At 68.8% G+C, this 23,485-nt stretch carries 20 protein-coding genes and 1 pseudogene; 12 read left to right on the forward strand and 9 right to left on the reverse strand.

Annotated elements, in window-relative coordinates; genetic code table 11:
* Positions 1 to 15 precede the first annotated feature (15 nt).
* A pseudogene (locus tag ABT352_RS00505) lies at positions 16 to 207 on the reverse strand (imidazolonepropionase); the annotation flags it as partial.
* 91 nt (positions 208 to 298) lie between these two features.
* Between ABT352_RS00505 and ABT352_RS00510 the strand changes: the two are divergent.
* From ABT352_RS00510 to ABT352_RS00520, 3 genes are read left to right on the forward strand one after another with little or no spacing between them, the layout of a single operon-like run.
* A complete protein-coding gene (locus ABT352_RS00510) occupies positions 299 to 1,354 on the forward strand; it encodes an Lrp/AsnC family transcriptional regulator (RefSeq protein WP_350941377.1) in 1,056 nt (351 codons plus the stop codon).
* Positions 1,355 to 1,405: 51 nt separating this feature from the next.
* A complete protein-coding gene (locus ABT352_RS00515) occupies positions 1,406 to 2,803 on the forward strand; it encodes an L-serine ammonia-lyase (protein WP_350941378.1) in 1,398 nt (465 codons plus the stop codon).
* Between the two features lie 52 nt (positions 2,804 to 2,855).
* Entirely contained in the window at positions 2,856 to 4,076 is a 1,221-nt protein-coding gene (locus ABT352_RS00520; RefSeq protein WP_350941379.1) for a metal-dependent hydrolase family protein, read from the forward strand.
* 46 nt (positions 4,077 to 4,122) lie between these two features.
* Here the strand turns inward: ABT352_RS00520 and ABT352_RS00525 are convergent, their stop codons facing one another.
* The 3 genes from ABT352_RS00525 to ABT352_RS00535 form a co-directional block, all read right to left on the reverse strand.
* Positions 4,123 to 4,923: an alpha/beta fold hydrolase gene (locus tag ABT352_RS00525; protein WP_350941380.1), complete on the reverse strand. Its 801-nt coding sequence runs from the start codon at positions 4,921 to 4,923 to the stop codon at positions 4,123 to 4,125.
* A gap of 4 nt (positions 4,924 to 4,927) precedes the next feature.
* Complete coding sequence (locus ABT352_RS00530) at positions 4,928 to 5,782, reverse strand: enoyl-CoA hydratase/isomerase family protein (RefSeq protein ID WP_350941381.1); 855 nt, start codon at positions 5,780 to 5,782, stop codon at positions 4,928 to 4,930.
* Positions 5,783 to 5,921: 139 nt separating this feature from the next.
* Positions 5,922 to 6,521 (reverse strand): TetR/AcrR family transcriptional regulator, encoded by a 600-nt coding sequence (locus ABT352_RS00535; protein WP_350941382.1) that lies wholly within the window; start codon positions 6,519 to 6,521, stop codon positions 5,922 to 5,924.
* A gap of 293 nt (positions 6,522 to 6,814) precedes the next feature.
* Here ABT352_RS00535 and ABT352_RS00540 point away from each other — a divergent pair, with 293 nt between their 5' ends.
* Complete coding sequence (locus ABT352_RS00540) at positions 6,815 to 8,281, forward strand: MFS transporter (protein ID WP_350941383.1); 1,467 nt, start codon at positions 6,815 to 6,817, stop codon at positions 8,279 to 8,281.
* A gap of 72 nt (positions 8,282 to 8,353) precedes the next feature.
* Here ABT352_RS00540 and ABT352_RS00545 read toward each other — a convergent pair whose 3' ends face one another.
* From ABT352_RS00545 to sigJ, 3 genes are all read right to left on the reverse strand, one after another.
* Complete coding sequence (locus ABT352_RS00545) at positions 8,354 to 9,676, reverse strand: RNA polymerase sigma factor (protein ID WP_350941384.1); 1,323 nt, start codon at positions 9,674 to 9,676, stop codon at positions 8,354 to 8,356.
* 21 nt (positions 9,677 to 9,697) lie between these two features.
* Complete coding sequence (locus tag ABT352_RS00550) at positions 9,698 to 10,039, reverse strand: YciI family protein (protein WP_350941385.1); 342 nt, start codon at positions 10,037 to 10,039, stop codon at positions 9,698 to 9,700.
* Positions 10,040 to 10,525: 486 nt separating this feature from the next.
* The gene (sigJ, locus tag ABT352_RS00555) at positions 10,526 to 11,536 is read right to left on the reverse strand and encodes an RNA polymerase sigma factor SigJ (protein WP_350941386.1); all 1,011 of its coding nucleotides are present in this window, start codon (positions 11,534 to 11,536) and stop codon (positions 10,526 to 10,528) included.
* Between the two features lie 212 nt (positions 11,537 to 11,748).
* Here sigJ and ABT352_RS00560 point away from each other — a divergent pair, with 212 nt between their 5' ends.
* The 4 genes from ABT352_RS00560 (at position 11,749) to ABT352_RS00575 (ending at position 16,273) form a co-directional block, all read left to right on the forward strand.
* Entirely contained in the window at positions 11,749 to 12,285 is a 537-nt protein-coding gene (locus ABT352_RS00560) for a hypothetical protein (RefSeq protein ID WP_350941387.1), read from the forward strand.
* Entirely contained in the window at positions 12,278 to 13,906 is a 1,629-nt protein-coding gene (locus ABT352_RS00565) for a multicopper oxidase family protein (RefSeq protein WP_350941389.1), read from the forward strand. Before ABT352_RS00560 ends, ABT352_RS00565 begins: the two co-directional genes overlap by 8 nt.
* 329 nt (positions 13,907 to 14,235) lie before the next feature.
* Entirely contained in the window at positions 14,236 to 15,429 is a 1,194-nt protein-coding gene (locus ABT352_RS00570; protein WP_350941390.1) for an NAD(P)/FAD-dependent oxidoreductase, read from the forward strand.
* A gap of 166 nt (positions 15,430 to 15,595) precedes the next feature.
* Positions 15,596 to 16,273, forward strand: coding sequence for a DoxX family protein (locus ABT352_RS00575; RefSeq protein ID WP_350941391.1), 678 nt, complete (start codon positions 15,596 to 15,598; stop codon positions 16,271 to 16,273).
* Between the two features lie 239 nt (positions 16,274 to 16,512).
* Here ABT352_RS00575 and ABT352_RS00580 read toward each other — a convergent pair whose 3' ends face one another.
* Positions 16,513 to 17,142 carry a TetR/AcrR family transcriptional regulator gene (locus ABT352_RS00580; RefSeq protein ID WP_350941393.1) on the reverse strand — a complete coding sequence of 210 codons (630 nt, stop codon included), beginning with the start codon at positions 17,140 to 17,142 and terminating at the stop codon, positions 16,513 to 16,515.
* A gap of 102 nt (positions 17,143 to 17,244) precedes the next feature.
* Between ABT352_RS00580 and ABT352_RS00585 the strand changes: the two genes are divergently transcribed.
* The gene (locus tag ABT352_RS00585) at positions 17,245 to 18,777 is read left to right on the forward strand and encodes an FAD-dependent monooxygenase (RefSeq protein WP_350941395.1); all 1,533 of its coding nucleotides are present in this window, start codon (positions 17,245 to 17,247) and stop codon (positions 18,775 to 18,777) included.
* 161 nt (positions 18,778 to 18,938) lie between these two features.
* Positions 18,939 to 19,439: a DinB family protein gene (locus ABT352_RS00590; RefSeq protein WP_502992731.1), complete on the forward strand. Its 501-nt coding sequence runs from the start codon at positions 18,939 to 18,941 to the stop codon at positions 19,437 to 19,439.
* A gap of 387 nt (positions 19,440 to 19,826) precedes the next feature.
* On the opposite strand, the gene ABT352_RS00595 is transcribed toward ABT352_RS00590, so the two are convergent.
* Positions 19,827 to 20,462 carry a hypothetical protein gene (locus tag ABT352_RS00595; RefSeq protein ID WP_350941397.1) on the reverse strand — a complete coding sequence of 212 codons (636 nt, stop codon included), beginning with the start codon at positions 20,460 to 20,462 and terminating at the stop codon, positions 19,827 to 19,829.
* A 275-nt stretch (positions 20,463 to 20,737) separates the two neighbouring features.
* On the opposite strand from ABT352_RS00595, the gene ABT352_RS00600 reads away from it, so the two are divergent.
* Both ABT352_RS00600 and ABT352_RS00605 read left to right on the forward strand, forming a co-directional pair.
* A complete protein-coding gene (locus ABT352_RS00600) occupies positions 20,738 to 22,789 on the forward strand; it encodes a sensor histidine kinase (protein ID WP_350941399.1) in 2,052 nt (683 codons plus the stop codon).
* Complete coding sequence (locus tag ABT352_RS00605; protein WP_350941400.1) at positions 22,786 to 23,439, forward strand: response regulator; 654 nt, start codon at positions 22,786 to 22,788, stop codon at positions 23,437 to 23,439. The genes ABT352_RS00600 and ABT352_RS00605 overlap by 4 nt, the downstream gene beginning before the upstream one ends.
* The last annotated feature ends 46 nt before the right edge of the window (positions 23,440 to 23,485 follow it).

The following is a 23,485-nucleotide window of genomic DNA, read 5'->3' on the forward strand; positions in this document are numbered from 1 at the left end:
TAGACGCTTCGTCTCACGCAGGCGCTCGCGCACGCCGTCGCGCAGGTTCACGGGGCGGTGCCGCGTGTCACGGTGACGGTGGAGCCGATGCCGCCACCGGCCGCGGTGATCGCGCTCGGCGTCGCGGTTGCCCGGGTAGACGAGGTGGGTGCGGGCGTCGATCAGGCCCGGCGTAACAAGCGTGCCGCCGAGGTTCTCCACGTCCTCGCGGTGACCGTATCGCCGAGATCATGATCAAACTATTTAAGTCCGGTTATGTGCTGATAGTCGTGCACCAACGACACTAAAGTGACAGTTTATGGACAAAAAAGACATTAATCCGCAGATTCGCGGCCTGGATGAGATCGACAGGCGACTGATCCACGCGCTTCAGATCCATCCTCGGGCGCGATGGGCGGCGATCGCACCAATCGTGGGGGTGGATTCGGTGACGCTTTCCCGCCGCTGGGAACGCTTGTCCGGCGACGGTCTTGCCTGGGTCGCCGGGCATCCGGGGGCTGACGCTCGCGGACCCTCCGCGATCCTCGAAGTGGAATCCCACCCTGGTTCGACCCTTGAGATCGCTCGGGCATTGGCGGCCGACCGGGAGGCGTTCACCGTCGACCTCACAGCAGGCGGCCGCGACATGCTGGTCATCGCGGGCGCCGAGAGCCTGGACGCCCTCGGCGAATACGTCATGACCCGGATGCGTCGGCTTGAGGGCGTCCGCGCGACGCGGACACATCTCCTCTCCTCGCCGTTCACCGACGCGGGTCAGTGGCGACTCCGCTCGCTGAGCGCCGCCGAGGCCGCCGCGGTCAAACGCACGGTCTCGGCCGACGCGCCCGAACCGGCGCGCATCGACTCCCAACTTGAGCGTGAGCTCCTGAAACTGCTCGGTGTGAACGGGCGTGTGACCATCGCCTCGATGGCGAGGGTTCTCGATGTCAGTGAGCGGCGCGTGCGGGAGACCATGGCTTCGATGGCGAGCAGCGGCCGCCTGGTGGTTCGTCTCGACCTCGCGCGGGCGCACTCCGGCTGGCCCGTGCACGCATGGTATTTCCTGCGGGTCCCTGCCAGGTTGACCGCTCGGGCGGGGACGGCCCTCGCCGGCATCAGCGAGGTCCGCCTCGCCGCCTCGACAATCGGCCCGTCCAATCTCGTCCTCTCCGTCTGGATGAAGACGCTGGCGGACATTCAGCGGCTCGAGGTGGCGATCGAGGAGAACATCCCGGAAGTGGCTATCGCGGATCGATCGTTGGTGCTGCGGACGCTCAAGAAGGAGGGGCGCCACCTCGACGCGAACGGGAACGCAACCGGCGATTTCACGCCGCTTCCGATGTTTTTCCCGCATGCGGGAGCGCCTCCGCGATAGAAACCTGCATCGGATGGATCGGGGCCGCCATGGTGCGTACGGTCCTCATTCATGACTGTCTCGGAGCCAACTGTCGGCGTGTTCGACCTTTTCACGATCGGTATCGGCCCTTCGAGTTCGCACACGGTGGGCCCCATGAGAGCCGCCGCCGAGTTCGTTGATCGTCTCACCGACGAGACGATCATCGATCGGGTGGACAAGGTACGCGTGGAGATCTTCGGTTCCCTCGCCGCGACCGGTGCCGGACATGGCACATTCAGTGCCGTGCTCCTCGGGCTGGAGGGAGTCCGGCCCGATGCGGTGACCCCAGCGGAGATCACCGCAAAGCTCGCCGTGATCGAAGACACAGGGTTTGTCGCTCTCGGCGGCCGTCATCGCATCCACTGCCGCGTCGAAGACTTCATCCTCCGCCCGCTGACGGTCCGCGCCCGGCACAGCAACGCGCTGTCCTTCACCGCGTTCGACTCCACCGGCGCGGAGCTTGCCACGGATACGTACTACTCGATCGGTGGCGGCTTCGTCGTGCGTGACGGTGACGAGGAGAACGCCGGACCTCCGGCGGCGCGTCGGCCCTTTCCGTTCCGCACCGCGGCCGAGCTGCTCACCGTCTGCGAGGAGACCGGATTCAGCATCGCCGAGGTAATGATGGCGAACGAACGTGTCCTGCGCTCGGAAACCGACATCCGGCACTTACTGCGAGGTCTGTGGGATGTCATGGAGTCGTGTGTCCGCTCGTCGATCGCCCGCGACGGCATTCTGCCCGGCGGTCTTGGCGTACGTCGCCGCGCCGGGGAATGGGCCGCCCGTCTCGCCGCGGAAGACCCCGACCACGCCAACGGATACTGGCAGCAACGAGTCAACCTCGTCGCCCTCGCCGTGAACGAGGAGAACGCGAGCGGAGGACGTATCGTCACGGCACCTACGAACGGTGCCGCGGGCATCATCCCCGCCGTGCTGTACTACGCCTTGCACTACACGCCGACCAGTAGATCCACGACCACCGGCGGAGACGACATCGTCCAACGGTTCCTGCTCACCGCCGCGGCGATCGGCACCCTCTACAAGGCGAACGCGTCCATCTCCGGCGCAGAGGTCGGCTGCCAGGGCGAGGTCGGCTCCGCCTCGTCGATGGCCGCCGCCGGCCTTGCCGAGATCCTCGGGGGCACCCCCCAGCAGGTCGAGAACGCCGCCGAGATCGCCATGGAACACAATCTCGGCCTCACCTGCGACCCTGTCGGCGGACTCGTCCAGATCCCGTGCATCGAACGCAACGCCATCGCCGCGGCCAAAGCCATCAACGCCGCGAACATGGCGCTCTGGGGGGACGGCGAACACCATGTCTCCCTCGACCAGGTCATCGCGACCATGCGGGAGACCGGCGCAGATATGAGCGACAAGTACAAGGAAACCGCCCGCGGCGGCCTCGCCGTCAACGTCGTCGAATGCTGATCGGCGCCAATACACCCCAGCCGGATCATCAGTCCAGGAGAAGCGAGCCCACATGCACTCCCGTACCGTGTTCAAGAACGGCGTCGTCTTCGATGGCACCTCCGTCTCCGACGCCGATGTCGCCGTGGCCGGTGACCGCGTCGTCGCGATAGGCGTGGACCTGGATGGCGACGAGGTCGTCGACTGCACCGGAATGTCGATCGTTCCGGGCCTGTTCGACTGTCACGTCCACGTGATGGCGCGCGATCTCAACGTCGCGCGCACCGAACAGCAAGCCTTCTCGCTTCAGTACTTCGAAGCCGGTCGCAATCTGTCCCTGCTACTGGACCAGGGCATCACCTCCGCGCGAGACGCTGCGGGGGCGGACCTCGGCATCAAGCAGGCGATCGAGCGCAAGCTCATCGAGGGGCCGCGGCTGCAGATCGCCATCGTGATGCTGTCACAGACCGGAGGGCACAGCGATCTGCATCTCCCATCGGGCGGAGAACGCTCGGTGCCGATGATGCTCGAGCATCCCGGCCGACCACGCTCGATCGTCGACGGCGTGGACGGCCCCGGCGGCGTTCGGCGTGGCGTCCGGGAGGTCCTGCGCGCCGGCGCCGACGTGATTAAGATCGCTACGACTGGCGGGGTCATGTCGCTGGGAGACAATCCTCGGCATTCACACTTCCGTGACGACGAGCTCGCAGCCATCGTGGCGGAGGCCGCGGCAGCCGAAACCTACGTCTTCGCTCACGCGCAGGGGACCGAGGGGATCAAAGCGGCATTGCGTCACGGGGTTCGCTCGATCGAGCACGGCTACTATCTCGACGACGAGGCGGTCGCCCTCATGCTGAAGAACGAGGCCTGGCTGGTCCCGACGCTCTCGGCGACGCGTGCCATCATCGACGCGGCGGCAAGCGGGGTGCCGATACCGGCCGAAAGTCTCGCGCTCGCCCAAGAGGCGCTCGAGGCTCACCGCGCGAGTTTCGCGCTGGCGGTCAACGCCGGCGTGAAGATCGCGATGGGAACGGATACCCCGCCGTACTGGAGCCCGTCCGCCAGTAACCTGGACGAGCTGGGACTCATGACCGAGGCGTCCTCCATGTCGGCGATCGAGGCGTGGCGAGCCGCGACGTCGAGCGCGGCGAAGCTGCTCGGGCACGACGATCTCGGTGTTATCGAGCCGGGCGGGCTGGCTGACATCGTCGTCGTGGACGGCGACCTGCTCGATCTTCGAGGCCTTCGCGGCCGGATCCGTCAGGTGTGGCTCGCGGGTGTTCGCGTCCGCTGAGAGCTCGTACAGGGAACGGATCCCCGGCGGGGATCCGTTCCCTGTACTAATCCGAGCCGGTCAGGAAGGCCGCGATCAGCGCGGCGGCCGATTCGGGTCGTTCGTTCTCCCATGCGTGACCCGCGTCCGCGAGCTGCAGAACGCTGGCGCCGGGGATCTCGTCCGCCATCGCCAGGACGTCGGCGACCCGTATCGTTGCGTCCCGTCGACCGTGCACCACGAGGGTCGGCGACGTGACGGAGCCGAGAAGGCCACGCGTGTCGAACCCGCGCGTGGCGGCAAACCGTCGCACGAGCTGCTCGCCCGCGGACTCCGGCGTCTCCCCTTCCGAATCCCGCGGTCTCGCAGCGGCGCGGCCGACGGCGGGGGCCATCTGAGCCAGAAGAGCTCGGGCTCGCGCGTGATCGCCCGTTTCAAGCGCCCCGAGAAGGGCGCGGACGCCGTCAGGAAGCCGGGCGGGATCGAAGGGGAACCGATTCGTGGAGCCGAGGATGAGCCGGTCCAATCGATTCGGATGCCGCAGTGCGAACGCCTGCGCGATCATTCCCCCGTAGGAGGTGCCCAGGACGTGGGCCTGGTCGAAGCCGAGAGCTGAGATCAGCGCGGCGAGATCGTCAGCGAGATCGTCGATCGTGTACGGCTCCGGAGCGAAGACACTGGCACCCCGATCGCGCTGATCGTACGTTACGACCGTGAACGTGTCGATGAGGTGACGGCGGAATGCGTCGAAGAGGTCCTGCCCGATCTGCAGTCCGTGGACGAGGACGACCGGGGGCCCTGCTCCGTCGATCCGGAAGGAAGTGCGGCCACCGTTGGTAACGGTGATCGCACCCTCACCTCCGGTCACCGTCTTACCAGACCTTGCGCTGGCGTGCGTCCGCGACCAGATCAGGGACGGGGATCAACGCCTTCGACCCGACCGTCGCGAGCGACTGCTGCGAGAAGTGGAAACCGAAGTCCTCCGCGACGAGTTTGCGCCAAGGGCGGTTGACGATGTTGTGCGTCGCCCATCGTGCAAATCGCGGCCGCTTCATGATGTCGCGCGCGAGCTCCCACGCCTTGGGCAGCAGTTCCTCGCGGGGCAGGACGTCGCTCACGAGCCCGTACTCAAGCGCCTTGGGTGCCGGGATGGAGGTGCCCCCGTAGATCGCGTAGGCGGCGCGCTTGCTCCCCATGAGATGCTGCAGCGCGAGCGCGAGACCGTCACCGGGGGCGGTGCCGGCCATGAAATGGGGATCCATGAAGTCCGCGTCCTCGGCGGCCAGAGTAACGTCGCACATGAGTGCGAACTCGGTGTGAATGCCTGGCCCGTTCACCGCGGCGATCGTGGGGATGTCGATGTTGTTGACGAAGTTCTCGATCAGCTTCCAGGCGTCGATCGTCTGCTGAAAGATGTAGTCGGGCTCCTCCTCGACCAGCGGCTTCGGCCACGTCTGTCGCGGGTCGCCCTGGAACCAGGTCTCGCCCGTGCCGGTGATGATGAGCACGTGGTTCTCGGAGTCGTTGCCCACGTCCTGCCACACGCGGCTCCACGCGTTGTGGGCGGCCCAGTTGTGGACGTACGGGCCGCCGTCGGTGTGGAGCCGTAGTTCGATGATCCCGTTCTCGCGACGCATCTTGAAGAACGCCGCGTACCTCTCGGAGTACTCCTCGAACGTCGTGGGGGGCACGTGACCGGCCCATCCGAAGCTGGACGCATTCGCCATCATGGCTCCTTTCGCCGAAGCGAGCCGACCTCGCTCGTTAATGAGACAAAGTATCTCTTTAACTGCCGTCGGCCGGTCTCCGCCACGCGGTGCGCAGAGAACGGCACTCGAACGCGCGCACCTGCGAAGATTTCGCGCCCTACACGGCACCTCTTTGCCGCAAACCGGCGAGGACCATGCCGACGATCTTGTCCGCGTCGTCTCTGGTGAACGGTCGAGTCCGGCGGACAAGGAACCACTGCACAGGTCCGGCGAGCATCATGTTCACGAAACGCGCATCGACGGCCGGGAGCTGACCAAGGGCCGCTGCCGCATCGAGCCGGAGTTGCAGATCATCCGTGCGCCGCTCAAGGAGTTCCAGGCCTATCTCGCGCAGGCCGTCGCTCTCGTCGGCCCTCCGCATCAGGATTTGCAGGACCGCGCGACCTTCCGGAGTGGCGGAGGCCTCGGCGAAGGCACAGACGAACGCGACCAGATCGTCATGGATGTCACCGGAGTCGTGGAGGGGGACAAAGGTCTCCGCGAACCGCGCGAGTATGTCGCGGAACAGGTCCCCTCGATTCGGCCAACGTCGGTACACCGTCGCCCGAGCGACCTGTGCTCGCGCGGCGAGGTCCTCGTACTGGAGGCCGTCAACCCCCTTCTCGGCCAGGATCTCGAGCGTGGCCGCCCACAGACGCTCGCTGACCAGCCGCGTGCGGCCCCCCGGCCGGCGTGCCGGTTGTAGTTCTGCACTCATTCTCGTCGCATCGACGCGGATCCGGCCCACCTGCGTGTTCTGTCGACCGGTACGGCCGCATCGATGACTCTCCCTCCGCTTCTCGTCGGCGACTCCCGATCGTAGTGACCAGACGATCATGCAACGATGTCGCCCGGAACGTTCGCAAGATGCTCAATCCCGGCAGTTTCCCGCGTCGAGTCGCCGACCACAGCCACTTTTCTGCAAACGCTAGGGGCGTTAGCCGGGCAGGCCGACAATGTCCGGAATCTCAGATCGATGCCTCGATCGAGTCCAGATTCAGGGAAGTGGCCATGACTCAGACACCCACGAGCCCCTCCGAGACCGAGACTCCAGGCAACGGGTGGAGCGGTCGGATCCTCTGGTGGGTCACCATCCTAATCGTCGCCAACACGGTGGTTGACACGGTCATCGTCGCACCATTGCTCGTGCTGCCGCAGATGTCGGAGTTCTTCGGAACCGACCAGAGCGCGTGGCTCAACGCCAGTGCGATCCTCGCCGGCGCGATGTGGGCACCGCTCCTCGGCAAGAGCGCCGATGTCTTCGGCAAACGCCGAATGCTCGTCCTCGCACTACTCGTGGGCGGCATCGGCGCGCTGGTCTGCCTCCTGGCCCCCAACATCGGGATCTTCCTGGTCGGCCGCGTGATTCAAGGCGCCGCCGTCGGTTCCGTGTTCATCACCGTCGTGTTCATCCGCCAGGTCTTCCCGCCCCGCGTCGGTATGACGTCCGTCGGCATCGTCACCTCTGGCTCTGCGATCCTTGGCATCGTCTCGCCCTTCCTCTTCGAGATCGTCGTAGGTGCGTACGGTTTTCGCTCGGTCTTCGTCGTGTCCGCCGTGCTCGCGTTCTTCGCTGCGCTGACCGTCCGCATCTTCTTGCCCGAGTCGCCGATCAAGGTGAGAAGCCGCGTGGACGTCGCCGGCGCCGTTCTTCTCGGGGCGGGCCTCGCGGGCATCCTGGCGTACATCAGCCTGGGTCATGACCTGGGCTGGATGAGCGCCGGCATGATCGCCCTGCTCACTGTCGGGATCGTCCTCCTTGGCGCATGGGTCCTGACGGCGCTGCGCCTGCCCGAACCCGTCATCGATCTGCGGATGCTTACTCGTCCTGTCGTAGCCACCCTGGTGGTCGTTGTGCTCGGCGCCGGCGCCTACCAGGCACTCCTTCAGCTGGTCGGGCTGATCGCGCAGACCCCCGTGGACGAAGGGCTGGGGTACGGGCTCGCCGGCGCGTCGGGTGCGCTCGGCTTGCTCTTCGCCGTGCCGTCCTTCGGCGCCATGACAGGCGGGATCCTCGCCGGATGGCTCGCCGGACGGATCGGCCCAGCCCGCACACTCGCCGGCGGAATGGTCATTGGCACATTCGCCACACTCGGGCTGCTGTTCTCCACCTCCGCCTTCCTCCCCGCCGTCATCTCCGCCGGACTCCTCGGCTTCACCGCCGGGGCCGTGATCACCTCCGGCTTCAATCTGTCGACAACGCTGGTGAGCGAGGAGAAACAGGGGATCGTGGCCGCTCTGGTCCAGGTAATGCTTGGTGTCGGCGCTGTGATCCTCAACATCATCGGAGGAAGCATCCTCCGGGCGACCTCCCTCACCGGCAACGGCGAGCCGGTGAACTCCGCGGCGGGAGTCTCCCTCTACATCCTCGTGACGCTCGTGCTGTTCGCCGTCGCGACCATCGTCGCGCTGGCGATCTCCCGCCGTCGACCACACGACCGTGGCGCAACGCACGGAAACGCGGCTCAGCCCGCCTGAGCCCTGCCCGCGACAAGAGCATCCTCGGAGATGCGAACAGACATACCACCCTCCGTCAGCTCCATAGCCAGGTCAGCCGCGGTAGCCCGGCCGGCATGCGCTCTCGGCTGTCATGTCTCCTGTTTCCGTTACAAGTCCTACGGCCGCACGCGGGGGCCGAGCAGGTCGTCGGAGGAGCCGTAGCCGGTCGCGCAGGAAACGGCGTTCGGCGTCGGTGGGTGCGAGGTCGAGGGCCGCACGGTAGGCGTCGGCCGCCTCCCGCGTACGACCGGCGCGTCGCAGCAGGTCGGCGCGGGTGGCGTGCAACAGGTGGTAGTCGTCGAGCTGTCCGGTCCCGGCGATCGCGTCGACCAGGGGCAGCGCCGCCTCGGGACCGTCGGCCATGCTGATCGCCACGGCCCGGTTCAGATCCACGATCGGGCTCGGTGCCATCCGCGCGAGCCGCGTGTACAGCCCGACGATCTGCGGCCAGTCCGTCTGGTCGGCGACCGGCGCGGTGGCGTGACACGCCGCGATGGCCGCCTGGAGCTGGAACGGCCCGGCGCGGCGCCGCCGTAGTGCTCGTTCGCAGATCGCGGCCCCCTCCGCGATCTGCGCCCGGTCCCACAGCGAGCGGTCCTGCTCGGCGAGGGTGACCATGTCGCCGTCCGCGTTCGTACGCGCCGGCCGCCGGGCGTCGTGCAGCAGCATCAGCGCGAGCATGCCGTGCGCTTCCGGCTCGTCGGGCATCAACGCCGTCACCACCCGGGCGAGACGGATGGCCTCCAGGCACAGCCGGGCCTTTTCCGGGTCTCCGTACCCTTCGTTGAAGAGCAGGTAGAGCACGTGGAGTACGGCGGGAAGGCGGTCCGGCAGTAGGTGCGCGGGCGGCACCCGAAACGGAATGCCCGCGTGCGCGACCTTCTGTTTGGCGCGGAAGAGGCGTTGGCCCATGGTGCGTTCCGGCACCAGGAACGCACGCGCGATCTCGGCGGTGCTCATGCCGGTCAGGCTCCGCAGGGTCAACGCCACCTGGGCTTCGAGGCTCAGCGACGGATGACAGCAGGTGAACATGAGCTCCAGGCGCTCGTCGGGGATCTCGCTGTCGCTCGAGTAGGGCGACGGTTCCAGGTCCAACGCGGCCACCTCCCGTAGTTTCGCCGCCTCGGTCGACGCGCGACGCATCCGGTCGATCGCGCGGTGGCGTGCCGCGGTGGTGAGCCACGCCAGTGGCTGATCCGGTACGCCTGATTCCGGCCACCTCTGGAGTGCCTGCGCGAACGCGTCCTGCGCACACTCCTCGGCCAGGTCCCAGGCGCCGCCGGTGAATCGGATCATGGTGGCCACGATCCGACTCCACCCGTCGGCGTAGATCCCGGCGATCCGGTCCTTCACCCGAGCCACCTGAGCTGTCATCGACGTCGTCCGCCTCGGCCGTCAGTCCTCGCCGTCGGGCCAGAACGGACGCAGCTCGATCATCCCGGCCCACGCCATCGGGTGCCTGGACGCGACCTCGATGGCCTCGTCGAGGTCGCCGCACTCCAGGACGTCGAAACCGACTATCTGGTCCTTGGTCTCCGCGTACGGGCCGTCGGTCAGCAGCACCTTGCGGTCGCGGACGCGAACCGTGGTCGCGTCGCTCGCCGGCCGGGTGCGGTTGCCCATCAGCCGGATCCCCTTGCCGTCCATCTCCGTGACCCAGTCCTCCACATCCGGGGCGCCGTCGTCCTGGCCGGGCGTGTAGGCCGGGTCGGTGCACACCAGCATCAGGTACTTCATCGGGTTGCTCCTGTCGCGTAGCCGGCGGTGACCATCACGGCGATCGTGGTGGCCATGTTTCGGCACAGGGCGATTGTGCACCGGTGGCCATGCCCATGCGTGTCCATGGGTGCCCTCCTCTCCCGTGCGTCATGTGGATGACGAACGGGAAAGGCCCTCCACTACAACCCACACCAAGATTCTTTCGCGCAGCCGGCCGGGTGGGCGTGTCCCGCGCGCGGACGGGGCGGCGACTCTTCACGTGGAGACCTTCTCTGGGCCGGACCACACGATGACGCCGAGAGGTCACGACGGGCCACGCCTGGCGGTGCTCGGCGAGCGGGCGCTCGACGAAGAGCTTCGCGAGCACGGCCGGGGTCTGCTCCCCGTCGGCCCACAGGATCTCGGAATGTACGTCGTCGAGGAGCGGACGCGGCATCGACGGCCGCGCGGGTGGTCTCGTCCGCGGAGTCCTACGGGTGTCGGTACGTGTCGATGCTCGTGTGCCTATCGCAGTCGTCTTTCGTGATCCATATCTGGATCCTGTTGTGGCGGAGCCGGCGTTTCCAGTGGTGGCCGCTGCGGTTCCGCCGTCCATGAGCGGAGCTTGTCGGGGTTGCGTACCGCCCAGATGCGCTTGATCCGGTCGTCTGCCACTTCGAACGCGTAGACCGACACGGTGACGCCGTCTTCCTGGGCGATCAGGCCGGGCCGGCCGTTGACCGTACGCTCCAGGAACGTCAGGTCGTGGAGCCTTCCCTCAAGCTGGACCAGGGAGCGCACGATCCGCTCGGCGCCTTCGACCGGGCGGAGCAGCGCGCCGGCGACGCCGCCGCCGTCGGCGGTCGCCGTGGCGCCGGGGTCGAGCAGGGCGACGAGGGCGTCGATGTCCTTGGCCTCCCATGCCTGTTTGAACTCCCTGACGATCCTGGCCTGCCGGGCCGCAGGGGTCGTGGACGCCCGCGCGGCGCGGATGCGGCGGCGGGCCGAGGATGCCAGCTGGCGGCAGGCCGCCGGGGTACGGCCGACGATCTCGGCCACCTCGGCGAAGGAGTAGCGGAAGACGTCGTGCAGGACGAACGCGACGCGTTCGGCCGGGGTCATCGATTCGAGCACGACGAGGAAGGCCATGTTGACCGACTCGTCGAGAGTGACCCGGTCGGCCGGGTCGACGGTGATGCCGGCCGGCCGGCCGCCGAACCACTCCGTACGGTCCGGCAGCGGCTCGGGGATCCACTCGCCCACGTAGGTCTCTCGCCGGGCCCGTGCCGAGGTGAGCACGTTGAGACAGATCCGGCCGGCGACCGTGGACAGCCAGGCGCCGGGGGACGCGATGTCGTCCTGCTGCTGCCGGGTCATGGCGTACCAGCGGGCATAGGTCTCCTGCACGACGTCCTCGGCCTCCGCCAGCGAGCCGAGGAGCCGGTAGGCGAGATTGATCAGCCGACGCCGCTCGCCCGTGATCGCGCTCAGGCTTGGATCGAGCGGTATGTCTCCTGGCCCGGGCTGGGTGGTCATGGTGTCCCCCGACTTCTCTGGTCGCGGTCGGCTGTCAGTAGGACGACAAGACAGCTCTTCGAAATGTGAGCTTGACGCGTTGTCTCACATTTCGAAGCGCTGTCTTGTCGTACCGGTCGGACGAACGCCTTTCCACCGGTCGTCTCGCCAGGCGGCGCGCCGACCGGCTTGCCGAGAACAGTCTCTTGCCGAGAACGGTGTGAGGAGAACGCTTGATGGTTACCGCGGCCAACAGGCTCCGCGCGGCCATGTCGGCCCGATCCGATGCCACGCATCGGACGAGGCCCGCCGACTGGGTGCTGCGGGCCGTCGTCAGCGCGCACGTGGTCGCGATCGCCGGTCAGCCGGTGTTCGCCGGGGTGTACATGAGCGGTGACTACGACGGCTTGCGCTGGCATGCGGCTGGTGCCGACGTGGTCACTTATGTCGGCTTTGTGCAGGTGATCGTGGGGGCCGTGATCTGGGTACGGAGGCGTCAGGCCTGGCCGTTCCTTGCCACGTCGGCGCTGATGGCGGCCGAGTCGGTGCAGTACTTCGCCGGGCTGGACGGCGCCCTGTGGTTGCACTTCCCGCTGGGGGTGATGACCGTCGTCGCGCTCGTCGCGTTGTTCGTCGCCGTGTGGAGCCGGCCCCTCCGGAGGCGACAGCACCCCCGGAACGAGCGGGAGCGGGGCGGGCGGGAGCGGGGCGGGCGGGAGCGGATACGGAGCTCGCGGGAGCCGAAGCGGCAGGGGGCCGACGATGCGTGAGCCGTACGACGACCGATCCGGCCGTGCCCGTACGGTGACCAGGCGTCGGGCGCTGGGCATCGGCGGAGCGCTCGGCCTGGTGGCGGCCGGCGGGCTGTCGGCCTCGGCCGCGCTGGCCCGCCGTACGCCGTTCACCGGGGCCGAACTGCGCAGCGCCGTGCCGCTGCCGCCCGCGTTCCAGGTGCCGTTGCCGCTTCCCTCCGTGCTGGCGCCGGTCAGCACTTCGGGCGGGGTCGACCGTTACGAGATCACCCAGCGCGAGGCGACCGTGGAGATCCTGCCCGGTGTCAGGACGCCGCTGTGGACGTACGAGGGTTCCTTCCCGGGGCCGACGATCGAGTCGCGCCGCGGTCGGCCGGTCACCGTGACGCATCGCAACGACCTTCCCGTACCGACGGTCGTGCATCTGCACGGCGGCCGGACCCCGGCGGGGTCCGACGGATATCCGACCGACCTCGTCCTGCCCGAGGGCTGGCCGGACGCCGTCCATGTCACGCGCACGGGTCCGGGCGGGCCGGGACACGTCATGCACGACCCGCGGGCGGTGGTGACCAGGCTGTCGCGGGACTACACGTTCCCGCTGGATCAGCGGCCGACGCTCCTGTGGTACCACGACCACCGGATGGACTTCACCGCCCCCGCCGTCTGGCGGGGCCTCGCCGGGCTGCACGTCGTCCGTGACGATGCCGAGGACTCGCTCGGCCTGCCCGCCGGGCGGCGCGAACTGCCTCTCATGATCGTGGACCGTGCGTTCGCCGCCGACGGCGGCCTCGACTACCCCGCCCTCGATCCCACGTCGCGGGAGCGGCCGGGCGTGCGCGAGCCGTACCTTGCCGGGGTCCTCGGTGACGTGATCCTGGTCAACGGCGCCCCGTGGCCCGTGCACGAGATCGACGCGGCCCGCTACCGGCTACGTGTACTGAACGCCTCCAACGCCCGGCACTACGAGCTTGAGGCGATCACCGACGACGGACACCGGCTCGACCTCGTGCAGATCGGGGCCGACCAGGGGCTGCTCGCGGCGCCGGTCGTCCACCGGTTCCTGCCGATCGCGCCGGCCGAACGCTACGACGTGGTCGTCGACTTCTCCGGCGTCCCGGTCGGCGGCCGCGTCAGAGTCGTCAACCGGCTCGGCTCCGGCCGCACCCGCGACGTGATGGCCTTCCGGGTCGCGCGCGAGGCCACCGACGACAGCCGCATCCCGCGTGTCCTTTCCACCGATCTCCCGACCTGGCGCCGGTCGGACGCCGTCAGGGTGCGCGACCTCTCCTTCCGCACCGGGCGTATGCACGGCGGTCACGGATGGCTGATCGGCGGGCTGCCGTTCGACCCCGCCCGCTCCGACGTCACCACCGGACTCGGCGACGTGGAAGTGTGGCGGCTGATCGCCGACGTCCACCATCCCGTCCACCTGCACCTGGTCGGCTTCCGGGTGCTCTCGCGCCGCGACCGGCCGCCTCTGCCCCACGACGCCGGTCTGAAGGACACCGTCTCCCTGCGGCCGGGCGAATCAGTGGAGATCATCACCCGCTTCGACGGCTATCGCGGCCGCTATCTCTTCCACTGCCACAACGCCGAACACGAGGACATGGGGATGATGGCCAACCTTGAAATCGTCTGACGCCACCGCGCCGCGGAAGGCCGGTTCCACAGGCCGAACTCCCCTGTGTCGCCGGGCGACCATGCCGGACCTGCCGTTCCTTACGCTCCGGGAACGTCAGGTCGCGGAGCCTGTCCTCCGGTGAGGTCGGCGCGTCGCCTCACATTCCGCGGGGCTGTCTTGTCCAACCGGCGAGACACCGTCCAGCACGCAGGAGGGCACCCACGGCAGGTATGCGGATCGCCGTACACGTGATCGTCCGCGCGGCGGCCACTTCGTGAGGGAAGACCGACTCCGCTCATTCGCAAAGCCTCAAGAACCGCCTGAAGTCGAGAAGGAAAGGCCTCGCCATGTCCACGCACGAAGACCACACACCCCGCAAGGTCGTCGTCATCGGTGGTGGTTACGCCGGAGCACTCGCGGCCAACCACCTGCGGATGCGTGCCGACGTCGACATCACCCTTGTCAATCCCCGCCCGGATTTCGTCGAACGAATCCGGCTGCACCAGTTCGTGGCCGACACCGGCGAGGCCACGGTGGACTACGGCTCACTGCTGGGAGAGGACATCCGGTTGGTGGTCGACAGCGCCACGCGCATCGACGCCGCCGCCCGCACAGTGCGGCTGGCGTCGGGGCGCGCGCTGGTCTATGACTACGTCGTCTACGCCGTCGGCAGCATCGCGGCGATACCGTCATCGGTATCCGGAGCGGCCGAATTCGCTTTCCCCATCGCTGAACTCGAATCCGCCCAGCGGCTGCGCGCCCGGCTGGCCGAGTTGCCGTTCGATGCTCCGGTCACTGTGGTGGGCGCCGGATTGACCGGCATCGAGACGGCCGCCGAGCTGGCCGAACAAGGACGCACGGTCACGCTGGTGTGTGGCCGATCCCTCGCGCCGGCACTGAGTGTGCCCGCTCGCCGATCCGTGGCCACGTGGCTGGCCCGGCACGGTGTCACCGTGCTCGGGGCCGGCGTGGTGACCGAAGTCCGGCCGGATGCGGTGGTTCTGGGCGACGGTGAGATGCGTGCGAGCGCACTGACCATCTGGACGGCCGGTTTCGGCGTGCCGGATTTGGCGTCCGTGAGCGGGCTGCGGACCGACGCGCTTGGCCGGCTGCTCACCGACGAGACGCTGACCAGCGTCGACGACGACCGTATCGTCGCGGCCGGGGACGCCGCCGCACCGTCGGGCCGGCCGCTTCGGATGAGCTCCCAGGCCGCTCAGCCGCTCGGGGTGCAGGCTGCCAACACCGTGTTGAGCCGCATCGCGGGAACCGAACCGGCAGTGATCGACCAGGCCCTCACCGGATCGTGCGTCAGCCTCGGCCGGCGCGCCGGCATACGGCAGCTCGCCCGCAAAGACGACACGGCGGTGAACCTCTACGTCGCCGGGCGCATGGCCGCAGTGATCAAGGAGGCGACCTGCAGGCTCGGGGTGTCGAGGATCCGCCGTGAGGCCCGCAAGCCGGGTTCCGGCTTCTGGCCCAAGGGCGGCCCACGTCCCGAGCAGCCCGCCTCCGCTCCGCGAGGGGTCGCGTCCCCGTGACCATTGACGAGCACCCCGGACGGTTCACGGGGGGTGACGAGCATGCGGGCGAATGTCGCGTTCAGCGGCCCCACCGGGCCGGCAGCCCTGGCCGGCCACTTCGTTGTGGAATCGATCGCCACCTGCGACTTCGAACCGAAGTCGCTCGCAACGCAAGGAGAATCTCATGAACATGGCGGACCGACGTGACGAGGAGGCCGCGATGCGAACTCGAACGACCATGACGTCCCAGCACGCGACGGGCGAGAAGCCGACCTCCGCAGCACGAAGCGGCTGGAATCGGGGCAGGATCCGCCCTGTCGCCTTCTGGGCCACCACGTTTGTCATCGTCTTCGAGTTGGTTGCCGGATCGGTGTGGAACCTTGTGCCGATCGAATGGGTGGAAGCCCAGTTACGCCACCTGGGATACCCCGAATTCTTCGCCTATGTTCTGGCCGCGTGGCAGGCGGGCGCGGCCATCGCGATCATCGCGCCCGGGCTGCCGCTGATCAAGGAATGGGCGTACGCGGGCGCCTTTTTCCTATGGTCGAGTGCCGTGGTGTCGCATCTGACGGTCGGCGACGGTCTTCGGACGTGGGGGGTGCCGCTGGTGTTCGGGGTGTGCGCCGTCGCGTCGTGGGCGCTGAGGCCCGACGACCGCAGGCTCCCGGGGACGCGGTTCCGGCGGGAGCGCCGTACCGACGCCGGACAGGATGAGGCAGGTCCGCCGGAAGCCCGCACTCGCGCCTGGGCCGTTCCGATCGGGCTCCTTGTCGTTCTGTACGCCGTTTCGTTCCTCACGCTGCCCGCGGCCGAAGCCATGACGCACGGGTGGGCGGTTGAGCTCGGCTGGATCAACGGGTAACGGTCCGTCTCCGTCGCGTGCTGCACCGTTGCGGGCGCGCGAAACGGTGCCGCACGCGACGGAGACGGTTCGCCCGCTCTCGCCCTTCGGCTTGATGAACAGCCCTCCGCCCACACGCTCAGAGCAGGATGCCAGGTCGTAGGTGGCACCGTTGGCGCGGCCCACACCCGCCCACACGCCTCAGCGCGGGATGGGGCGTCTTGGCGTCGTCCGGCGCACGGAAACCCGCGCAGGAGCCGTCATCCCGGCACACCACGCCCATCGCCGACGCCCACGCAGAGCGGAAGTGCCTGGATGATCAGCTTGCTCGTCGTTTCGACGCAGGAGTCGTCGACGGTGCGGCCGGTGTTGAGGACGCGCCACTGGGTGAGCCCGACCAGTAGGTCGAGGGCGAGGTCGAGGTCGAGGTCGGCGGGTAACTGGCCGCGTTCCATCGCGCTCCTCAGTAACCGCTCGCACGCGGCCCTGCGCGGTTGCCGGATCGCGGTGTCGAACGCCTCGGCGAGTTCGGGGTTGCGAGCGGCCTCGGCTGTCAGATCGAGCACGATGCACATGACCGCGGGATCCGACAGCGTGTCCGCCACCGCTCGGACGTAGGCTCGCACGTCGCCGTTCAGGTCGCCGGCTCCGCCGACCGGGACCTGCCGGGAGGCGACGACGTCGATGAGGTCGACCACCATCGCCTCTTTCGACGACCACCGCCGGTAGAGCGCGGCCTTTCCCGTACCGGCCCGCCGGGCCACCGCGCCCATTGACATCCCGGCATAACCTGTCTCCGCCAGCTCGGCGACCGCCGCCGCGAGGATGGTGTCGGTGACTGTCCGGCGCAGTACGGCTGCGCCGCGACCGCGCGGGCGGATCTCGGCCATGTCGGCGACATTAACACGAGACGGAACGGTTGCGTCCCAGCTTCTGGGCCGCTTATCCTCCAAACGGAACGGATAGGTTCCGTTCCGGAATCGGGGGAAGACATGACCGACGTAGACGTACTCATCGTCGGAGGCGGACCGACCGGACTGACGCTGGCCTGCGAGCTGGCCCGGCGCGGCGTCACCTTCCGGGTGATCGACAGGTCTCCCGAATTCCACCGTCAGTCCCGGGGCAAGGGCATCCAGCCGCGCAGCCTGGAGGTGTTCGACGATCTCGGCGTGGTCCAGGACTTTCTGGACGCCGGGACGTCCGAGATGCCGGCGCGGATTCACATGGACCGCCGGTTCGTCGCGGAGCTGCACCTCCTGGCCGGTATCCGCCCGCGGCCGGATGTGCCGTACCCGACGCTCGTCCTGCTGCCGCAGTGGCGCACCGAGCAGATCCTCCGCGCCCGCCTGACCGAGCTGGGCGGCCACGTGGAGCGCGGCCTGCGACTGGCCGACCTCAAGCAGTCCGACAGCCAGGTCGTCGCACGGCTCGCCACGGGTGAGATGATCCACGCCTCCTACCTCGTAGGCTGCGACGGCGGCGGCAGCGCGGTACGCGAGGCCGCCGGGATCACCTTCCCCGGGCTGGTGTCGGAGACCGAGCACTACCTGCTCGGCGACGTGGAGGTCGACGGTCTGCCCCGCGACGGCTCCTATGTCTGGTACGCAGCGGACGAGTCCTCCGTGGGCCTCGCGCTGCTGCCCGGTACGCTGTCGTGGCAGTTCGGCCTCACCGTACGCCCTGGCGAGGAGGGCGCCGGTCAGGAGCCCTCACTTGAGCTTTTCCAGCGCCTGTTCGAGCAGCGCACCGGCCGGACGGACGTGCGCCTGCACAACGCCACCTGGCTGTCGCACTTCAGCTACAAGGTACGGCTCGCCGACCGTTACCGTGCCGGCCGCGTCTTCATCGCCGGAGACGCCGCCCACGTCCACCCGATCGCGGGCGGGCTCGGCATGAACACCGGCATCCAGGACGCCTACAACCTCGGCTGGAAGCTGGCCCTCGCGGTACGCGGCCAAGCCCCCGACAGCCTGCTCGACACGTACGAGCTGGAGCGCCGCCCGGTGGCCGAATCCGTGCTCAAGGCCAGCGGCGCCGGCATGACCGCGCTGTTCTCCACCAAACCTCTGATGACCTTCCTGCGCGACCGGATCATCCTGCCGCTGATGCGCAGCCCCGCGGTGACCAGGGCGATCGTCGGCAGGACCTCCCAGCTCAACGTGAACTACCGCGCCTCCGAGCTGTCGGTCGGCGACAAGGGCAAGGTCCGTCCCGGTGACCGGGCGCCCGACTCGCCGTGTCGGCACCCGGTGACCGGCGAGCGGTCGCGGCTGTTCGACCTCTTCCGCGGCTCCCACTTCACCCTGCTCCAGTTCGGCGCGGTGACGCCGGATCCGGCCGAGCGCCTGAACAGGCTTCACGGCGACGACATCCGCGTCTACCGGCTGGAGCCAGGACCTCCGAGCAAGCGCTACGGCGCCGGCGGGGGCACGCTCGTCCTCGTCCGGCCGGACGGCTATGTGGCCGTACGGACCCGGTCAGCCGATGCGGTGGTCGACTACCTGAGGACGATCCTGGTCGCCTGAACCGGGACGAACCGCCGGCCGGTCGGCGCCGTCCTCGGCGGAGGTGACCTTCACAAGGACCACGTGGCGTGCCGGACTCACCATCCGGATCGGGCAAGCTCCCCCCGAAGCGTCGATGCCCGCGTCACCGGGCTGTCGCCGGCGGCGGATAGGTTGTGTCCGTGATCGACACGCGCGTTTCGCCACCCTTCAGCGGCGACGAGTTCACCATGCTCACCAACTGGCTCGAATGGCACAGGGCCACCCTCGCCGTGAAATGCGCGGGCCTGACGGACGACCGGTTGCGTCTGCGCTCCGTGCCGCCCTCGGCCATGTCCCTGCTCGGCCTGGTCAGGCATATGGCACACGTCGAACGCGTCTGGTTCCGCCGCGTGCTGAACGGCGAGGACATCCCCAAGCTCTGGGACAAGGACCGCGACAACGACGCCGACTTCAACGAGGCCGACACCGCCTCCGTCGAGGAGGCCTTCGCCACCTGGCGGACCGAGATCGAACACGCCCGCGTCATCTCCGCGGCCAAACCGCTGGACGCCTTCGGTGACCGCAACGGCCAGGACTGCACCCATCGCTGGATCCTCGTCCACATGATCGAGGAGTACGCCAGGCACAACGGTCACGCGGACCTGCTGCGCGAGCGCATCGACGGTGCCACCGGCGAATAACGGGCCCGGTGCGAGATCGGGGAGCCGGTTCCGGCCGCGATCGTCAGACGGCCCGGAACGCCGAGTACGACCATGCCGCCGAGCGGCCCGGAACGCCCGGCACATGACCATGCCGCCGCACCACGAGAGCGGCCAACCTGGTACGCGACCGGATCATCCCTGTCGTCCGTTGCCGCGTGATCCTCCGCGGTCGGGGGCACGAGGTGCTCGTTTCATGTCGGAAGGCCGGGCCGCGTCGCGCGGCCCGGCCTTTCTGCGGGGTCCTGTCCCCCTGACTCGGGGTCCCGACCTCATGGATCGGCTGCTCCTGTGGATCGAGGACTCGCCCCCCGTTGTTCGGGGTCCTGCTCCCGTAGCGACGGACGCCGTGCTGCCGAAGGGGCGTACTCAGTTCTCGCCGCGTACCAGTTCGGGGCGGAAGGCGATGATGAGTCCGAGGGTGGCGTACCCCACGAGCAGGTGGGTCGCGGCGACGACGCCTCCGAGCGAGGCGCCGAGGATCCCCATCGCGGGGATGGACACGATCGCCCAGCTCTCGGCGACGAGCGGCCAGACGCGGGCGAGTCCGCGCCACCGGCCGGCCACCACGACCTTGATGCCGATCACGAACATGCCCAGCATCGAGAGCGGCCAGAAGATGTCGAGGATGCCCAGCCAGAGTTCGTCGCGGGCGGCGGGGAAGAGACCGTGGATCAGGCTCCACACCATGGCCGGGGCGAGGAGCACCCGTTCGACCACCAGCATGACGCGGGCGGTGCGGGTCACCCCGATCGCACCGGTGCGGCTCATGAGCGTGATGAGGGCCCAGAGGCCGAACTGGAAGGCCAGGCCGCCCAGGTCGGTGAGCGTCCAGCCGATCTCGGAGGTGGGCTGGAAGCCGTAGACGAAGCTGAGGGCCGACCAGATGAGCGTCCCGGTGGAGAGGCACAGGGCGAGGCGGCGCACGGTCGATTCGGACGGCTGCGCGGACGAGCCGGCGTCGCGGGTGGTCTGCTGCGTGTGGTCGCGGAGGGTCTCGGTCATCGTTCTTCGTTCCTTGTCCGGTTCGGCGGTACGGAGCACCGCCTGTGGTTCGGCGGTACGGAGCACCGCGGTGACAAGGACGATCCTGGTGATCCGCCGACCCAGGCCGTCAGGGCGTCGTGTCCCGACTCCGGCCCCCTCTGGTGTCCCAGGACAAACGGGACGCGCGTCCTAGGGACATCCCATCCCTGGTGAGGCACACTCATCGGGTGCAGTTTGTGATGGTTTGCCGGTCTTTACGATCAAGGCCCGGCCTCGCATTCCTCGTGGCCGCCGTGATCATCGCGGTGGCGACGGCGCTGCTGGACATGCGGGTGCCGCAGGCCCACCGCACCGTGATCGACCTGCGGCCCGGTGGATTCGACGCGATGGCGGGTGTCGCGCTGGCGGCGGCCGGCACGGTGGTGCTCGCCAGGTATCCGCGGCATCTTCTCGGCTGGCTGATGTCGGCCTTCGGCCTCTGGTGGAGCGTGGACGGCCTGGCCGCCACGTGGCTCGCCTACGCCACCGTGCCCGCCCTCCCACTGCCCGGCGCGTCCGCGGCCTTCTACGTCTTCAACCGGCTCGGTGCCGCTCTGGCGCTGCTCCTCCCCCTGGTGCTGTTCCTGTATCCGGAGGGGAGACTGCCCCAAGGACGGTGGCGGATCGTCTCCCTGGTCAGCCTCGGCATGACCGCCCTGCTCCCGCTCACCCTGATCGCGGCCCCGTCCGGCATCGCCCAGGAGACCTCCGGCGCCGGGCCGATGCCCGCGCCGCTGCGGACGCTGAACCTCGACCCGCTCCATCTCCCCCTGCCGGACGAGATCTGGACCGGACTGCTGCTGGTCGCGCAGTTCTGCCTCCCCCTGAGCCTGATCGCGCCGTTCATCCTCGTGGTGCGGCGCTACCGTACGGCGACCGGGATCGACCGGATGCCCATGCGCTGGCTGCTGTGGGCGGCCCTGGTCGACCTGATGGTCATGCTCGCCTTCCGGCTGCTCCCCAGCTGGTTCGGCTCCTTCGGCATGACCGTCGCCGTCACCCTCACGGCCGCCTCGGTCGCGATCGGGATCGCGTACCCCGAGCTCGTCGACATCGACCGGCTGCTCGGCGGGACCGTCGTCTACGGCATCCTGCTCGCGCTGACCACCGTCCTCGACCTGCTCGTCCTCGGCAGCGCAGGCCGACTGCTCGGGGCACACCTGAACGAGGGCGAGCGTCTGGTCCTCGCCGTCTTCGCGGTCGCGATCGTCTACGCCCAGCTACGCCACCGGCTGTGGCGGCTGGTACGGCGCCGGGTGGTCGGAGACCGGGACGACCCCTACCAGGTGATGTCCGGCCTCGCCGAACGGCTGGAACGCACCGACGACTCGGAAGCCCAGCTTCACACCCTCGCCAGAACGGTGGCCCAGGCCTTCCGCACCCGGTACGTGGGCGTGGAGATCACCCAGGTCAACGGCGAACGACTGCTCGTCGAAGAGGGCGAACCTCCCACCGAGATCCGCGCCCTGCCCATCACCTATCGGGGCGAGCGGATCGGCCGCCTGTTGCTGCCCCGCCAGGCCGCCCGCCTCAACCGCCTCAGGGACAGCGACGAACGACTCCTCGCCGACCTGGTCCGCCAGGCCGCCGCGGCCGCCCGCGCCGTACGCCTCGCCGAGGAGCTGCAGCAGAGCCGCGAACGCATCGTCGCCGCGGTCGAGGACGAGCGACGGCGCCTGCGCCGCGAACTCCACGACGGCCTGGGACCGACCCTCGCCGCGGTCGCGTCCCTGATCGACACCGCGAGGATCACCGGGCGCCGGTCGGCGGAGAAGGCCGACCCGATCCTCGGGATCGCCCGCCAGGAGCTCACCGGCATGCTCACCGAGGTGCGACGGCTGGTGCACGGCCTGCGTCCGCCCGCTCTCGACGACGTCGGCCTGGTCGGCGCGATCCGCCAGCTCGCCGAACGGCTGCGCCCCCCGGAGCTGACCGTACGCGTCGAGGAGCACGGTGAGCCGACCGGCCTGCCGGCCGCGGTCGAGGTGGCCGCGTACCGGATCGCCTCGGAGGCGGTCACCAACGTGGTCCGCCACGCCCGGGCCGGCGAGTGCGTCGTCACGCTCACCCGCGACGTCGAAGCCGGGTGCCTCGACGTGATGATCGTCGACGACGGCGTCGGCTTCGCCGCCGAGGCGGTGACCGGCGTGGGACTGGTGTCGCTGCGCGAGCGGGCCGCCGAACTCGGCGGCTCGGTGAGCGTGGGCCCCGCGACACCGAGCGGTACGCGAGTATGGGCGCGGCTGCCGTTGGCGCCGTCCAGGCAGGCACCGGCACTGATCACCACTGGAGAAAGCGGGATATGAGCCCCGAACAGCCGATAAGAGTCCTCGTGGTGGACGACCACCCGGTGTTCCGTGAAGGCTTCGCGGCACTGCTCGGCAGCATCGACGAGGTCGAGGTCGTCGGCACCGCCTCGTCCGGCGTCGAAGCCCTCGAACAGGCCGCTCGGACAGAACCCGGCGTGGTCGTGATGGACGTACAGATGCCCGGTATGGATGGAATCGAGGCCACCCGCCGCCTCCTCCAGGAGCGCCCCGGGATCGGCGTCGTGGTGCTCACCATGTCCGAGGAGGACGGCACCATCTTCGACGCGCTGCGCGCCGGCGCCCGCGGCTATCTCCTCAAGGGCGCCGAACCCGACGAGGTGGTGCGCGCGATCACCACCGTCGCGGGCGGCGGCGTGGTCTTCGGCGCGGTGCTCGCCTCACGCATCGCCGACTTCATGACCGGGAAGCCGCAGGCCGGCACCACGACGTTCCCCGGCCTGACCGCGAGGGAGCACGAGGTCCTCGACCTGGTGGCCGCCGGTCTGTCCAACGGCCAGATCGCCGCACGCCTGTTCCTGTCCCAGAAGACCGTGCGCAATCACGTCCACGCGGTCCTCACCAAACTCCAGGCGGCCGACCGGGCGGAGGCCATCATCCGCGCGCGGGACGCCGGCCTCGGCCGCTGAAGTCCCCGGAGCCCGTGGAGCCGGTGAAGTCGCGCCGTTCGTGATC

It is taken from the genome of Streptosporangium sp. NPDC000563, from assembly GCF_040299985.1.
In the GTDB taxonomy this organism is placed as follows: domain Bacteria; phylum Actinomycetota; class Actinomycetes; order Streptosporangiales; family Streptosporangiaceae; genus Streptosporangium.

Excerpts from the sequence above, each read along its gene's own strand:
- ABT352_RS00510 (WP_350941377.1), top strand. The coding sequence starts at position 299 with ATGGACAAAAAAGACATTAATCCGCAGATTCGCGGCCTGGATGAGATC.
- ABT352_RS00515 (WP_350941378.1), top strand. The coding sequence starts at position 1,406 with ATGACTGTCTCGGAGCCAACTGTCGGCGTGTTCGACCTTTTCACGATC.
- ABT352_RS00520 (WP_350941379.1), top strand. The coding sequence starts at position 2,856 with ATGCACTCCCGTACCGTGTTCAAGAACGGCGTCGTCTTCGATGGCACC.
- ABT352_RS00530 (WP_350941381.1), bottom strand. The coding sequence starts at position 5,782 with ATGGCGAATGCGTCCAGCTTCGGATGGGCCGGTCACGTGCCCCCCACG.
- ABT352_RS00535 (WP_350941382.1), bottom strand. The coding sequence starts at position 6,521 with ATGAGTGCAGAACTACAACCGGCACGCCGGCCGGGGGGCCGCACGCGG.
- ABT352_RS00540 (WP_350941383.1), top strand. The coding sequence starts at position 6,815 with ATGACTCAGACACCCACGAGCCCCTCCGAGACCGAGACTCCAGGCAAC.
- ABT352_RS00545 (WP_350941384.1), bottom strand. The coding sequence starts at position 9,676 with ATGACAGCTCAGGTGGCTCGGGTGAAGGACCGGATCGCCGGGATCTAC.
- ABT352_RS00550 (WP_350941385.1), bottom strand. The coding sequence starts at position 10,039 with ATGAAGTACCTGATGCTGGTGTGCACCGACCCGGCCTACACGCCCGGC.
- sigJ (WP_350941386.1), bottom strand. The coding sequence starts at position 11,536 with ATGACCACCCAGCCCGGGCCAGGAGACATACCGCTCGATCCAAGCCTG.
- ABT352_RS00565 (WP_350941389.1), top strand. The coding sequence starts at position 12,278 with ATGCGTGAGCCGTACGACGACCGATCCGGCCGTGCCCGTACGGTGACC.
- ABT352_RS00570 (WP_350941390.1), top strand. The coding sequence starts at position 14,236 with ATGTCCACGCACGAAGACCACACACCCCGCAAGGTCGTCGTCATCGGT.
- ABT352_RS00575 (WP_350941391.1), top strand. The coding sequence starts at position 15,596 with ATGAACATGGCGGACCGACGTGACGAGGAGGCCGCGATGCGAACTCGA.
- ABT352_RS00580 (WP_350941393.1), bottom strand. The coding sequence starts at position 17,142 with ATGGCCGAGATCCGCCCGCGCGGTCGCGGCGCAGCCGTACTGCGCCGG.
- ABT352_RS00585 (WP_350941395.1), top strand. The coding sequence starts at position 17,245 with ATGACCGACGTAGACGTACTCATCGTCGGAGGCGGACCGACCGGACTG.
- ABT352_RS00595 (WP_350941397.1), bottom strand. The coding sequence starts at position 20,462 with ATGACCGAGACCCTCCGCGACCACACGCAGCAGACCACCCGCGACGCC.
- ABT352_RS00605 (WP_350941400.1), top strand. The coding sequence starts at position 22,786 with ATGAGCCCCGAACAGCCGATAAGAGTCCTCGTGGTGGACGACCACCCG.